The organism is Bradyrhizobium sp. CCBAU 53415, assembly GCF_028128735.1.
GTDB lineage: Bacteria > Pseudomonadota > Alphaproteobacteria > Rhizobiales > Xanthobacteraceae > Bradyrhizobium.
Window position 1 is genome coordinate 1,044,055 of sequence record NZ_LBJF01000027.1, and the last position, 13,040, is coordinate 1,057,094.

11 protein-coding genes are annotated in these 13,040 nt (G+C 64.4%); 8 read left to right on the forward strand and 3 right to left on the reverse strand.

What is annotated here, in order from left to right:
- Window positions 1–12: 12 nt before the first annotated feature.
- On the reverse strand, window positions 13–1,503 hold the full coding sequence (locus XH87_RS32940) for a CHAT domain-containing protein (protein ID WP_271590446.1): 1,491 nt from the start codon (window positions 1,501–1,503) through the stop codon (window positions 13–15).
- Window positions 1,504–1,541: 38 nt separating this feature from the next.
- The gene (locus tag XH87_RS32945) at window positions 1,542–4,445 is read right to left on the reverse strand and encodes a PAS domain-containing protein (RefSeq protein ID WP_271590447.1); all 2,904 of its coding nucleotides are present in this window, start codon (window positions 4,443–4,445) and stop codon (window positions 1,542–1,544) included.
- Window positions 4,446–5,486: 1,041 nt separating this feature from the next.
- Between XH87_RS32945 and XH87_RS32950 the strand changes: the two genes are divergently transcribed.
- The 7 genes from XH87_RS32950 to XH87_RS32980 all read left to right on the forward strand — a co-directional run bounded on the left by XH87_RS32950 (window position 5,487) and on the right by XH87_RS32980 (window position 10,829).
- The gene (locus XH87_RS32950; RefSeq protein WP_271590448.1) at window positions 5,487–5,939 is read left to right on the forward strand and encodes a DUF2231 domain-containing protein; all 453 of its coding nucleotides are present in this window, start codon (window positions 5,487–5,489) and stop codon (window positions 5,937–5,939) included.
- A complete protein-coding gene (locus XH87_RS32955) occupies window positions 5,936–7,270 on the forward strand; it encodes a PQQ-dependent sugar dehydrogenase (protein ID WP_271590449.1) in 1,335 nt (444 codons plus the stop codon). Before XH87_RS32950 ends, XH87_RS32955 begins: the two co-directional genes overlap by 4 nt.
- Window positions 7,271–7,296: 26 nt before the next feature.
- On the forward strand, window positions 7,297–7,500 hold the full coding sequence (locus tag XH87_RS32960) for a hypothetical protein (RefSeq protein WP_035699092.1): 204 nt from the start codon (window positions 7,297–7,299) through the stop codon (window positions 7,498–7,500).
- Window positions 7,501–7,540: 40 nt separating this feature from the next.
- Window positions 7,541–7,711 (forward strand): hypothetical protein, encoded by a 171-nt coding sequence (locus XH87_RS32965; protein WP_271590450.1) that lies wholly within the window; start codon window positions 7,541–7,543, stop codon window positions 7,709–7,711.
- 119 nt (window positions 7,712–7,830) lie between these two features.
- On the forward strand, window positions 7,831–9,033 hold the full coding sequence (locus XH87_RS32970) for an MFS transporter (protein WP_271590451.1): 1,203 nt from the start codon (window positions 7,831–7,833) through the stop codon (window positions 9,031–9,033).
- A gap of 173 nt (window positions 9,034–9,206) precedes the next feature.
- Window positions 9,207–10,436: a CaiB/BaiF CoA transferase family protein gene (locus tag XH87_RS32975; protein WP_271590926.1), complete on the forward strand. Its 1,230-nt coding sequence runs from the start codon at window positions 9,207–9,209 to the stop codon at window positions 10,434–10,436.
- A 177-nt stretch (window positions 10,437–10,613) separates the two neighbouring features.
- Entirely contained in the window at window positions 10,614–10,829 is a 216-nt protein-coding gene (locus XH87_RS32980) for a hypothetical protein (protein ID WP_035699089.1), read from the forward strand.
- An 84-nt stretch (window positions 10,830–10,913) separates the two neighbouring features.
- Here the strand turns inward: XH87_RS32980 and XH87_RS32985 are convergent, their stop codons facing one another.
- Window positions 10,914–11,585 (reverse strand): TetR/AcrR family transcriptional regulator, encoded by a 672-nt coding sequence (locus tag XH87_RS32985; protein ID WP_158669287.1) that lies wholly within the window; start codon window positions 11,583–11,585, stop codon window positions 10,914–10,916.
- Window positions 11,586–11,796: 211 nt separating this feature from the next.
- Between XH87_RS32985 and XH87_RS32990 the strand changes: the two genes are divergently transcribed.
- Window positions 11,797–13,032 carry an acyl-CoA dehydrogenase family protein gene (locus tag XH87_RS32990; RefSeq protein WP_271590452.1) on the forward strand — a complete coding sequence of 412 codons (1,236 nt, stop codon included), beginning with the start codon at window positions 11,797–11,799 and terminating at the stop codon, window positions 13,030–13,032.
- Window positions 13,033–13,040: the final 8 nt, after the last annotated feature.

The window sequence follows — 13,040 nt, forward strand, 5'->3', positions numbered from 1 at the left end:
ACTCCTCCGATGTCAGTCTGCCGCCAGCGCAACGGCGCTGACCCAGGCAGGGTCCTCCGGCAACTGTGCCTTCTGGCAAGCGGCCCGATAGGCGCCGGCCACCGACTTCCTCTCGCGCAGATGTGCGTCGTAGAAGCCGCTAACGAAGTCCGGGATGCGCTTTGCCACGACCTTCCAACGGAAACCGACGAGGCTGCAGCCTTTGGCCAGATGCAGGTGTTCCGCGGCAGAGATCGAAGCGCTCTGGCAGGCGGCGAGAAACACGACCCGGACATTGTCGGGCAACCATCCCGCGAGTTCTCTGACCTCGAGCAGGTCGGCATCCTTGGCGGCCTCGTCGGGCCGAGGCGGGACGGCGGGCAATATCAACCGCGTCTCGGTCTGACGTTGGCTGATCCCGTGGCCGGCAAAGTGCAGGATGTCGATGGCGGTGTCTTCGTCTGTCGGCTCGCAGAGACGGCGCTCCAGAGCGTTCCGAAAGCTTCTTGCCTTCTTGACGCCGCGCGCCTCACACCTCTCGTTGAAGCCTTCGAGTGTGAGTTCCTCGAGTGTGCAAAGGGCGCGGTCGCGGAGGTCTTCCAATCGCTCTCGCTGCGCGTCGGTGCTGTCCCGGATCGAGGGCAGCCACCTCCGTGCGGGATTGTCGTCGCCCAGAATGGAGAACTCGCCCTCTGCCGATCCGGCGTTCACGAACAGAATATGCGGAAGGTGGTCGCCGTTTGCGGGACGCTTCTTGATGTGCAATGCGCGGCGAGCCATCGGACGGAGATTACAGAGGAATCCGTCGGGACGGTCGTTGACGGCAAGTGCGATGAGTTCGAGCGGCAAGGCAAAGCGACGCTGAAACTGCATCGGCTCCATATCGAATCGAAACTCGACGGACTCGTTTGGCTCGTTGCTGATGAGCGCCTTTCCGATCGGGCCGAACAGGGCGTTGAAGGCGTTGCAGCCGCTCGACTTGTAGCTTCGCCAGGTTTTGCGAAGGTCGCCGATCTCGGAAGGTTCGAGATCATCGATGACCATGGCCTCGAGCGTCGCTTTCGAATCCGCATCGGTGAGCAGGGGACGATCGCGGATCACGGAAATGCCGTTCTCTTCGACACTGAGTGTCACGGCATCCCCGGTAAAGGTGACGATGGCCCTGAAATTCCGCGCCTTTGGCGCAGACGATGCGACCTCCAGAGACCGGTTCAGCCGCTCCCAGGGGTCCAGTCCGCCGTCCATCCCTGCACAAGTGTTCCATGTCCAGACGCGTGGATTGCGCACCGCCTCGACTTCGTATTCTGAACCGGGCGCACGGAGCATCACCACAGAGCCAAACCTGGCGTCCAAAGCGGAAAAGCGCTCCAGAAATGTGCGTACGCCGTTGTCCCCCTGCCGGCCTACGCCAGTCTCGGGATCGATCAGCGCGACGTCCGGCACTCTCGTCTCGAGATACTGTGTCGCGACGTCGACATTGGCGAGGGTCCTGAAGTTCGCTCCCTCGACGTTCTCCTGCACCATCAATTGCATGGTTGGATCGTTGCAAATGAACAAGACGTTCACGGCGATGCCTCCGTGTCGTGTGCAAGCGGTACATGTATCTGGAAGCCGGCTGTCGTACGCTCCAGCCCGCCGCCATGGGCCAACAAGACTGCCCGCACGCTGTCTTGGGCGTCTGCGGCGGCCTCCAGGGCCGCGGCACGCACGGCGTCCTCCGGCTTCGCGGATTGCTCGATCTCCGCTCCCGACAATTCGATCTCAGCCTGCAGACTCAGATGGCGAAGCTTGATGCTTATGGGGCCGGTGTCGCGTGAGAGCATATAGCCGAGCAATGTGCGAAGTGCATAGGCCAGCCGGCCTCGATCGCCGCTGACTTCGGCCTCGCTGGCGGTGTCCAGCCGTAGCCGGTCGCGGTCAGTCCCCGGAAGCGTATCGCAGAGTTCGTCCAACAGCGCCTTGAGCGGGACGATGCGCTCCTCTCTCTTCGGATCGCGCAGCGCTCCTTGTGCTTCGGCGAGTCGCTCGAAGGTGATGTCGGCCTTTGCGATGCCCTCGCGCACTTGCTTAGCCAACGGTGCGATCGTGTCCTGCAGCGAGACGTGCCCAAGCTGTTTGGCCAGCGTGGCGGCCAGCAGAAGCGGCGCACGCACCTGACGGGCCACTTCCTGCACGGTCTCGGCGATGTAACGTGTCTCGACGTTGTAGGTCTGGCGATCGGCGCCGCTGAGCAGCCAGATGATGTCGGACGTCCTTGTCATGTCCTCGAGCCGCCTGACGTGCGTTTCCACACCTTTGCCGCCCTTCGGTCCAATGCTCAGCTTTGCCTCGGTCTGGTGCGGGCCGGGAAGGCCGGCGCCGTTCGGTCCATGCACGAACTCGATGAGACGATGGTCTCGTCTGTCGAAATACAACGGCGGGAGGCCGAGAAGCTCGCGCGCACGTGGGTTGGCGCGCAGGATCACGCCGGCGTCGTCGGTGATCAGAACGGCTTTGTCGATCAGGTCGATCAGGCGTTCGTTCAGCTTGTATTCGCGCAGCTGCGAGATGCGCGCGGCCAGACCCTTGACCAGGGGGGCAATATGATCCCCGTCCTCCTCGATAAAGGCATTGGGCTGGCGGGAGACCGTATCCAGAACCCAGCGTGTGCGGCCATTGATCGTAATGGCGATCGTCAGCGCCGAGCGTGGCTTCTCGCCGACCGAACGGAACCAGTGCGGCGGTCGTCCGGCATCGTCGAGTTTGGTCACGTCGCTCGCAACGAGCACGCCGGTGTTGCCGCGCCGCGCGTTACGGATGGCGGCGCCGAGCATTCCCGATTCAAGAGCACGGGCCTCGTCGAATTCCTCGCCTGGCCGCGGGTCGTAGAGCGGCTGTGTATAGTTCTTCGGGATTGCCAGCGGATGCTCGGCTTCATTTTCAGTTTCCGGGAATTGGGCGAAAAGCTGCAGCTCTTCCGCATCCGCGTGCGGATCTGCGTCCCGCGAAGGCATCGTCTCGGCTCCCTCCGGATGATGCGCGATGAAGGCCGCCGCATGGTCCCAGCCAAAATGCCTGACCAGCTCGCGCAGCAATATGAGCACCGCATCCGGTACCGTCTCGGCGGCCTCGATGTTGGCGACGAGGGTTCTTTGCGCGGCCTCCGCCTCACGTCTGGCGCGTCGGAGCATCATGAGCAGAAGGGTGTCGAGGCCGAGGCGATCGAGCACGGCGAGTGGATCGCGAGGCAATTCCTCTTCATCATCGTAGCCGGACCCGGCCGTTCCTGCCTCGCTCAGGACCTCGAAGCGCCTTGGCTGCGTCGAAGCCAACGTCAGAACGGCCTCTGTGCGGCCGTTCGGCCGAATTGGAACGATGGCAAAGGACTCCAGCGGCTTGCCGCCGGGCCGGACCTCCCGCAGGAGCTTCAACAGGGGCTCGTCGTGGCGATCGGGATTCGATTCCATCCACTTCGTAAGTTCTTCGCGGTAGGGACCGGCGTCGAACTGCGCGAGCTCCTCCCTGGACATGCGCCACCACATGCGCGGCCAGTGATTCGGTGGCTCGGGGTGCATCAGGATGGGGCGTATCCATTCGGCGCTGCCGGAGACCTCGCTGATGATCGCGAGGTCATGCGGCAGGACGTCCCTCAACAGGTCGAGCATTCGGCGGGTTCGGTCTCGCCAGGTCGGGCCATGCGGGCCATCGGGCTTCGGGGCCGATCCACCCTTCGCCGTTTCAAGGGCCGCCTCTCGCAATGCGACGCGCAACGCATTGATGATGCCCTCGCGGATGACGATCTGCACGCCGCGTAAAGTGCTGCCGTCCAGAAATTCAGGAAGCAAGGTCAGTCGCGGCTCCGAGTGCACCTTGTGCGTGCCGATCAGCACGGCGGCACCGCTTGTAAGCCTGATTGAGCGCGACGTCTTGGTGTCGAGCACTTCGCCCAGCTTGACAACGAACTCGTCCCGGAAGCGCTCGGGGAGCAGGTCCACAAAGCGCTGTCCGACCAGTTCAGTCATGCTCCAGAGGCGGAGCGCCGCAGGGTTGGCGAAATCGACCCGACCGTCGAGTCCAAGCCGGACCACCCCGTAAGGTGTCCGCTCGAATTTCTGCTGCTCCGCGGCCTGCAGGGCATCGAGGCTGATGATCAACACCAGCAGTCCGTCCGCCAGTCGCACAGGCTGCGCCAGGACGAGCGTCGGCATGGTTGCGGTATAGAGCAGAGCCGGCAGTGGCTTGGGCCTGTCGGACCGGGCTGCGTCGATCAAGGTCTCGAACGGAATCGAGAGCGCGGTGTCGAGCGACACACCTGGCTTGATGGTGGTTGCGAGATTGTATGGCGACAGATCGGCGTCACCAACTCGTCCATCAGGTCCGAGTAGAAGGTAAGGCAGTTGGAGGGCGCGTAGCGCAGAATGGCCGGCGCCTGCGGAGGCCTGCGCGTTCGCGGCAATGGATGGATCCGCCGTCGTGGACGTGGACATGAGCGTGCCTCCGCCTCTGTCGGGGCTTTCGGCTCGCGTTTCACGAACTCACGGTCGGAACCATGACGCTGAACCAATAATTCCCGACGCTTTCAGGGTACAACGTCTCCGGGTTCAACGATGTGAAGTGCTTCACACGCCAAGCGTGCGAGGGTCTGGCTGCACCCGCTCCATTGCCGGCCTTTCCCGACGTCGCAGCCATCGCACGGCAGCGCAGTGGGTATGTGCTGGGAGGGCAACGTCGCGTCAGGTTGATCGGGGACGCACCGTCGCGGCGACCAGCTTGCGGGAGATGAGTCAACAACTCTTACCCGTCGAGCGATGGGCCCGATAGCGAGGAGGCGTCAGGGAGACGCGCTTCCTTCGCGTACGTTGTTCGAAACGATCGGGTGATCAGGAAGCGGGTCACCTTCGCTGCTCCGGATACCGCCTGGCTCAGCTTTGATTTTGAAATATTCTGGAAACGACAACCACCCCTGCGGGTTGCTTGTCCGCATTCTCACCGGCAGGAGCCTTGGGGCGCGTCTGGCTCGTCGGCGATCCGGCGACGCCGGGTTGTCCCGGAGGGGCGGGCCGGCAATCGCCACTTTCTGCATCCGGTACGACAAACGTGGTCTGCATGAATCGCTCCCAGTTTTGATCTCTTGCGAACGTCGTCACAAACAACAAAACCGCCAGGTGGATGCGCAGTTAACAATCCCTCATTTCATGGACCGCCATACGGCTTTGTGTCGGGCCGCGTTCCTCGGGTTCAACGGACTGTTGCCTTTGAGCCGGTCACGCGTTCTTGTAGTAAGCCGGCAAGGCGCCGATGGCCAAGGCCGCCTTGTCCTGGCGCATAGCGGGCGAAGCCGGAAGTGTCGACCTTGGTCGCGGCTTCCTCGCAAGGAGTCCGTGTACGCGTCGCGCGGACGTTCAATCCACCGGAGTGAGCACTGTCGCAAACCCGAGCCGGTCGCATCATCCGCATGTGCCAGGAACCATCGCTCCAAGCGGGAGTTGGCTGCTGAGGCAGGGGAGACATCTCACACGAGGGCCATCGTGCAAGAAGACGTGCGTGTGCGCGCCACCGCGCAGATTGCGGGACATCCGGTTCATCCGATGCTGGTGCCGATTCCGATCGTGTGTTTCATCGGGGCGCTGCTGACCGACATCACTTATGTCGTCAGCACCGAGATCATGTGGGCGGATTTTTCGGCGTGGCTTCTGCTCGTCGGCGTCATCTTTGGCGTGCTGGCGGCCATCGCGGGCCTCACCGATTTCCTCGGTAACCGGCTGGTGCGGGCGCAGGCGCCGGCCTGGCCACACCTGATCGGCAATGCGGTGGTGCTGATCCTGGCGATCTTCAATACGATGATCCACATGCGCGATGCCTGGACATCGGTGTGGCCGACCGGGCTCGTTCTGTCCGCGATCACTGTGCTGATCCTGCCGATCACGGGCTGGCTTGGCTGGGCCATGGTCTATCGCCACGGCGTGGGAGTTGCGCGATGAAGTTCTTGCTTGTCCGCGCGCTGCTGTGTTCGTCGCTGCTGTCTCTGGCCGGCTGCAATGACGGCAGCGGCGATCCCAGGGCGCAAGTGGGCGTCAACCCGACGCTCCCCGACATCCAGCAATATCTGCTGCCGCCGATCCACATCGCCCGCATCGTCGGCTGGAAGAAGGATGAGGCACCGACGGTTGCGCAGGGCTTGCAGGCCAAGGCCTTCGCCACAGGCTTGCAGCACCCGCGCTCGCTCTACGTGCTGCCCAATGGCGACGTACTGGTGGTGGAATCCAAGGCGCCGAAGGGCGCCCCGATCAAGCGGCCAAAAGAGATCGTGATGGGCTTCGTCGAGTCCTGGGCGACCTCGGGCGGCGATACCGGCGCGAGCAACCGCATCACGCTGCTGCGCGACAGCAATGGCGACGGCGTGCCCGAGACGCAAAGCATCTTCCTCGACCATCTCAACTCGCCGTTCGGCGTCGCGCTGGTCGGCAACGATCTCTATGTCGCAAACACCGATGCGATCGTGAGATATCCCTACACCGAGGGCGACACGAAGATCACGGCGCCCGGGACGGTGTTGACGCCGCTGCCGGGCGGACCGATCGATCACCATTGGACCAAGAGCCTGGTCGCGAGCCCCGACGGTTCAAAACTCTATGCCGGCGTTGGCTCCAACAGCAACATCACCGAGAACGGCATGGAGGCCGAGCACAACCGCGCCGCGATCCTCGAGGTCGACCGTGCCAGCGGCCGCTGGCGCGTGTTCGCAAGCGGCCTGCGCAATCCAAACGGGCTGACTTTCGAGCCGCAGACCGGCGCGCTATGGACGGTGGTGAACGAGCGCGACGAACTCGGTCCCGATCTCGTGCCCGACTACATGACATCGGTGAAGGATGGCGGCTTCTACGGCTGGCCCTACAGCTATTACGGCCAGCACGTCGACCCCCGCGTCGAGCCGCAGCGGCCGGATCTCGTCGCCAAGGCGATCGTGCCCGATTATGCGCTGAGCTCGCATGTCGCCCCGCTCGGGCTTGCCTTCAACACCGGCAGCAGTCTGCCGGCAGCCTATCGCGGCGGTGCCTTTGTCGGCGAGCACGGCAGTTGGAACAGGCAGGTGCTCAACGGCTACAAGGTGGTCTTCGTGCCGTTCACGGACGGCAAGCCGAGCGGTCCGGCACAGGACGTCGTCACGGGCTTCCTGAACGGCGACAACCAGGCGCGTGGCCGTCCCGTGGGCGTCGCCATCGACAAATCAGGCGCGCTGCTGGTCGCAGACGATAGCGGCAACACGGTTTGGCGGGTGAGCGCCGCGCATCCGCAGCTGACGCAACGATAGATCGCGAGAACGAGAGGAGCTCCACAATGGGCCTTGCTCAATATGCCGTCGTGCCGGTGCAGGGCGAATGGGGCGTGCTGCATGATGGCGACGTCAAGAGCCGGTACGCCACCAAGGAAGCCGCCTTCGAGTCGGCGGTCGCCGCGGCATCCCTGGCGCTTCGTGAGGGACATGAAGTCCATGTCAGCGTGCCCGGCCGCGAAGCCGGCGACAACGCGCTGGGTGCGTAGACGTCGGCCGCAGAATGGCGTTCGAAGGAAGGAGGCCGCGATGACCAAGCCCCGCGAGCAGAACGGCGTCGAGCCATCACGGTCCGAGGACGACATCCAGCGCGAGCAGCTCGGACCGCGCGGCGTGCCGGACGCGCCCGATCCGGCCAAGATGACGCCTCAGCGCGAGAAGAAGACGCCGAAGCATATCGATCCCGGTCACACCTCCTAACACCTGTTCTGCGGCTGGCGCCGCAGTGCCATTCGGAACCGACATTCCCGCTCGTCCCATATACCGGGTATGACGTGCCGCCGGCGCGATCTGCGCCTGGCGGGCAGGCGACGTTTGGAATGCGGTTCTTGAAATCTGACGGCAGGCTCGTCGGCGTCCTGCTGGTGCTCGCGATCACGCAATTGGTCGGATGGGGCACGATAGGCCTTCCCGCCATCGTCGGGCGCGATCTCGCCGCCGATCTCGGCATGAGCTTGCCGGCGGTGTTTGCCGGGACATCCGTTCTCTACGTCTCGATGGGGCTGTGCGGCCCGTTGCTCGCCAAATCGTTTGCGCGGCATGGTGCGCGGACGGTCATGATGGTCGGCACGATCGTCACTGCGCCGGGCTTCGTGCTGCTGTCGCTCGCGCGCGAGCCGATGCTTTATTTCGCAGCGTGGATCGTGCTCGGCATCGCCGGCAGCGCCACGCTGTCGAGCGGCGCCTATATCATGCTGAACGAGATCGCGGGGCGGCAGGCCAAGAATGCGATCGGCGCGCTCATGCTGGTGACGGGCCTGTCCAGCAGCATCTTCTGGCCGACGACCTCGTTCCTGAGCGGTCACCTCGGCTGGCGGGGGACGTGCCTCGTCTATGCCGCGATGATGCTCGTCGTCAGCCTCCCGCTCCATGCGTTCCTCGCGCCACGCCGGAAGATCGCCGGGGATGATGCTGGCGAGCCGGCCAAGCGGTCGCCGCCGGCTGCGATTCCAAGGAGCACGTTCGGCCTCGTCGTCGCCGCGATCACGCTGAACGCCTTCGTCAATTTCGGCATCAGCGCCATCCTGATCGAGCTGCTCCGGGCGGAGGGGCTGGCGCCGGCGCAGGCGCTCGCCTTCGGCTCGATGCTGGGCGTGATTCAGGTCAGCGCCCGCGGACTGGATCTTCTCGGCGGCGGGCGGTGGGACGGGATCACGACCGGGCTCGCCGCCGGCACTGCGCTGCCCCTCGCCATGCTGCTCTTGATGCTGGGCGAGGGCGCAACCTGGGCCGTTGCCGTCTTCATCCTGCTCTATGGCGCCGGCAGCGGCGCGATGGCGGTGGCGCGGGCCACCATTCCGCTCGTGTTCTACGACCAGGCCGAGTTCGCCAGGGCGATGTCGATGATCGCGCTGCCGCTCAATCTCGCCTCCGCGATCTCGCCGCCGCTTCTCGTCGGCCTGCTCACCGAATTCGGCAGCCGCGGTGCGCTCGGTCTCACGCTGGCTTTCTCCTGCGCGACGGTGCTGATCCTGGTCCTGCTCGGACGGCGGCGGCCGCGGGCGGTGGCGGCAGTGACGTGAGCCGATCATGCATTATTCGCGGCGCGGAAAGTTGCGGCAGAAAGCGGCTGCCCGGCAGGAGATGGCCGCATGCCGCCAGTGCAGTGCTCAGGAGCCCAAAATAGTGTATCCGCAGGGAGCGCGGCATGGCCTGGAGCCGCCGCGCCAAGATCAGTTCCCCGGAGGAAATCGACATGTCGGCCTTGCCGCTCTCAGGCATCAAGATCCTTGACCTCACCCGCGTGCTGGCCGGGCCCCTGTCGGCCCAGATGCTGGGCGATCTCGGCGCGGAGGTGATCAAGATCGAGCGGCCGGGCACCGGCGACGACGCGCGCGCCTTCGGACCGCCTTACCTGGCCGATCCCGAGGGCAAGGCCAACAACAACAATTCGTTCTACCTCTGCGCCAACCGCAACAAGAAGTCGGTCACCGTCAACATCGCCAAGCCCGAGGGCCAGGCGATCATCCGGGAGCTCGCCAAGGATGCCGATGTCTTCATGGAGAACTACAAGGTCGGCGATCTCAAGCGCTATGGCCTCGACTACGAGACCATCAAGGCGATCAATCCCGGCATCATCTATTGCTCGGTGACCGGCTTCGGCCAGACCGGTCCCTACGCGCCGCGTGCCGGCTATGATGCCATCCTGCAGGCGATGGGCGGGTTGATGAGCGTCACCGGGCATATCGACGGAGAGCCTGGCGAGGGCCCGATGAAGGTCGGCCCGTCGATCGTCGACTACATGACCGGCATGAACGCGTCGATCGGGATTCTCTCGGCGCTCTACCATCGCGATGCCAATGACGGGCAGGGACAGCACATCGACGTCTGCCTGTTCGACACCGTCATCGCATCGCTGTCGCACTGGCTGCAGATCTACCTCGTCAACGGCAAGACGCCGCCGCGCCGCGGCACCTGGGGCAATGGCGGCATGCCCGCCGGCGTGTTCCGCTGCGCCGACGGCGAGTTGATGCTGGTGGTCGGCAATGACGGCCAGTTCCAGCGCACCTGCGCGGTGCTCGGCGAGCCCGAGCTCGCGAACGATCCGCGCTTCGTCAAGAACAACGACCGCGTCGTGCACGGCAAGGAGATCATGGCGATCTTCGCCGGCCTGTTCCTCAGGAAGCCGGTGGCCTACTGGCTGGAGAAGCTGGAGGAGGCCGGGGTGCCGTCAGGCCCGATCAACAATTTCGAGCAGGTGTTTTCCGACCCGCACGTCCAGTCGCGCGGCATGCGGGTGAAGGTCAACCATCCCTTTGAGCCCGATCTCTCGCTGGTCCGCAACGCGCTGACCCTCTCGGAGACGCCGATCCAGACCTACCGCGCTCCGCCGTTGCTGGGGGAGCACACCCGGGAGGTGCTCGGCGGCAAGCTCGGCTATGATGCGGAGAAGATCGAGGCGCTGAAGCGACAGGGGATCATCTAGCCGGATGAGCGCGGGCCGCGGCGCGCGCCGTTGCGACAGCCGGGAATGCGCGCAATACTGGGCCTTGCCTGAGGCTTGCGCGCAATTCCCAGACAACCCCGGTCCGTAGTCGCACAGGCTTCCGTTCCGCGCGCGACTCTGCTTCGATCTCCCCACTTGAGTGCGGGAGGGAAGCGAATGTCCTACACGATCGGGTTCCAGGCCAAGGACCAGAAGGCCATTCTGGCGACCGAGGCGGCCACGGCCAATCAGGCCGTCGCCATCATTGCCGCGCTGCGGCAGAGCGCCGAGGAAATAAAGTTCATCCGATCGCCCCAAGAAGGCGAGATGGGCATCGAGATGCTGCTGCTGCTCGCCAAGGAAGAGGCCGAGGAGATGCCGCCGCGGGCATAGCCCGCCGCCGCGCCACGCGCGGAATTCCGAGGTCTTCCCGCACGCGGGAGCGACCTCGCATCGGCTTTCGACCGAGCTAATTGATCAGCGCGCGTCCCGCGCCAACGCGCGGGCCGGCGTCTTCGTCTCCGCCTTTCCCGCCGTCAGCGCCATCGTTGCCACGCTGACCACGCGCGCGACCACGTCCTCGACGTCGTCGAGATCGCATTTGCCTTCCGACAGCTTCGTCAGCCGCTCGCTCTCGCGGATGGTGTGGTGCGCCATCGCGAGCGCGAAGTTGAGGCCCCAGTAGATATCGACCTCGCTGCGATCGGGCAGGGCGCGGCGCATCGCGCCGGCGAATTTGCGCAAATGATCGATTTCGCGGTTCTTGATGCGGCGGATCGGCGGCACGGATTCGATCGAAGCGCGGATCATGAAGCGCGCCGCGGTGGAGCGCTGGTTCTCCGGGCCGAGGCAGCCGCGCAAGGTCGGACCGACCAGGGCGCGCAAGATCACCTCGATCGGCGCCCGGCCGCCGCCTTGCTCTTCCGCCGCCTTCAATTCGCGCAGGCGCTCGCGGTTGGTGGCGATCGAACGTGTCACGAACAGCTCCGCGATCAGTTCGTCCTTCGAGCCGAAATGATAGTTCACCGCCGCCAGGTTGACGCCCGCCTCCGCGACGATGTCGCGCAGCGTCACGTCGCCGAAGCCGCGATCGGCGTAGAGCCGTTCGGCGGCAGCGAGAATGGCAGACCTCGTATGATCGCTGGCCATGGGTGCCCTCGGGGAGGGGAGTTGCAATTCAAACAGTTGTATGAAACTATCGTTTGAAGGTCGGAGAAAGTCAATCCGCAATCGGGACTCGTTCGCAACTGCGATGGGTTCCGCTGAGGCTCGCAAGCGGCGCAGTCGCGATTGCGGGCTGCGCGCAGCGGGAGGACAATCCGGCGCAAAAGCGTTTGTTGAAAGAAGCGAGGAGCGTCCCATGGATTTCGATCTGTCCCCCAAGCAGAAGGAATGGCTCGACCGCGTGCGGTCCTTCATGGCCAAGCACGTCCGCCCGGCGGTGCCGGTCTACGACCAGCAGGACAAGAGCGGCGACCGCTGGAAGGTCATCCCGATCCTGGAAGATCTCAAGAAGAAGGCGAAGGCCGAAGGTCTCTGGAACATGTTCATGCCGCCGTCCGAGCATGAAGACGACGAATTTCGCGGCGCGGGATTGACCAATCTCGAATATGCGCTGCTGTCGGAAGAGATGGGCCGCATCACCTGGGCCTCGGAAGTGTTCAACTGTTCCGCGCCTGACACCGGCAACATGGAAGTGTTCATCCGCTACGGCACCAAGGAGCAGAAGCGCAAATGGCTGCGTCCGCTGATGGACGGCGAGATCCGTTCCGCCTTCCTGATGACGGAACCGGCGGTCGCCTCGTCCGACGCCACCAACATCGAAACCCGCATCGAGCGTGACGGCGACCATTACGTCATCAACGGCCGCAAATGGTGGTCGTCCGGCGTCGGCGATCCCCGCTGCAAGATCGCGATCCTGATGGGCAAGACCGATTTCAAGGCGGCCAAGCACCAGCAGCAGTCGCAGATCCTGGTTCCGCTCGACACTCCCGGCATCAAGGTCGAGAAGATGCTGCCGGTGTTCGGCTTCGACGACGCGCCGCACGGCCATGCCCAGGTGCTGCTCGAGAACGTGCGGGTGCCGAAGGAGAACATCCTGCTCGGCGAAGGCCGCGGCTTCGAGATCGCGCAGGGCCGCCTCGGACCTGGCCGCATCCATCACTGCATGCGCACCATCGGCAAGGCCGAGGAGGCGCTGGAGAAGATGGTGAAGCGTCTCACCTCGCGCACCGCCTTCGGCAAGAAGATCGTCGAGCATTCGGTGTGGGAGCAGCGCATCGGCGAAGCCCGCACCAACATCGAGATGACGCGTCTTCTGTGCCTCAAGGCGGCCGACATGATGGACAAGGTCGGCAACAAGACCGCGCAGGCCGAGATCGCCATGATCAAGGTCGCAGCCCCCAACATGGCGCTGAAGATCATCGACGAGGCGATCCAGGCCTTCGGCGGTGCCGGCGTCTCGGATGAGGCGGGCCTCGCCAAGGACTACGCCCATATCCGCACGCTCCGTCTCGCCGACGGTCCGGACGAGGTGCACAATCGCGCCATTGCCAGACTTGAGGTTCGGAAGTATGCAAATTCTCCCAATCATTGAGAGGGAGA

Bases quoted from the DNA above. Each gene is read 5' to 3' on its own strand.
- XH87_RS32955 (WP_271590449.1), top strand. From the start codon at position 5,936: ATGAAGTTCTTGCTTGTCCGCGCGCTGCTGTGTTCGTCGCTGCTGTCT.
- XH87_RS32940 (WP_271590446.1), bottom strand. From the start codon at position 1,503: ATGGTGCAGGAGAACGTCGAGGGAGCGAACTTCAGGACCCTCGCCAAT.
- XH87_RS32975 (WP_271590926.1), top strand. From the start codon at position 9,207: ATGTCGGCCTTGCCGCTCTCAGGCATCAAGATCCTTGACCTCACCCGC.
- XH87_RS32970 (WP_271590451.1), top strand. From the start codon at position 7,831: ATGCGGTTCTTGAAATCTGACGGCAGGCTCGTCGGCGTCCTGCTGGTG.
- XH87_RS32960 (WP_035699092.1), top strand. From the start codon at position 7,297: ATGGGCCTTGCTCAATATGCCGTCGTGCCGGTGCAGGGCGAATGGGGC.
- XH87_RS32985 (WP_158669287.1), bottom strand. From the start codon at position 11,585: ATGGCCAGCGATCATACGAGGTCTGCCATTCTCGCTGCCGCCGAACGG.
- XH87_RS32980 (WP_035699089.1), top strand. From the start codon at position 10,614: ATGTCCTACACGATCGGGTTCCAGGCCAAGGACCAGAAGGCCATTCTG.
- XH87_RS32990 (WP_271590452.1), top strand. From the start codon at position 11,797: ATGGATTTCGATCTGTCCCCCAAGCAGAAGGAATGGCTCGACCGCGTG.
- XH87_RS32945 (WP_271590447.1), bottom strand. From the start codon at position 4,445: ATGTCCACGTCCACGACGGCGGATCCATCCATTGCCGCGAACGCGCAG.
- XH87_RS32965 (WP_271590450.1), top strand. From the start codon at position 7,541: ATGACCAAGCCCCGCGAGCAGAACGGCGTCGAGCCATCACGGTCCGAG.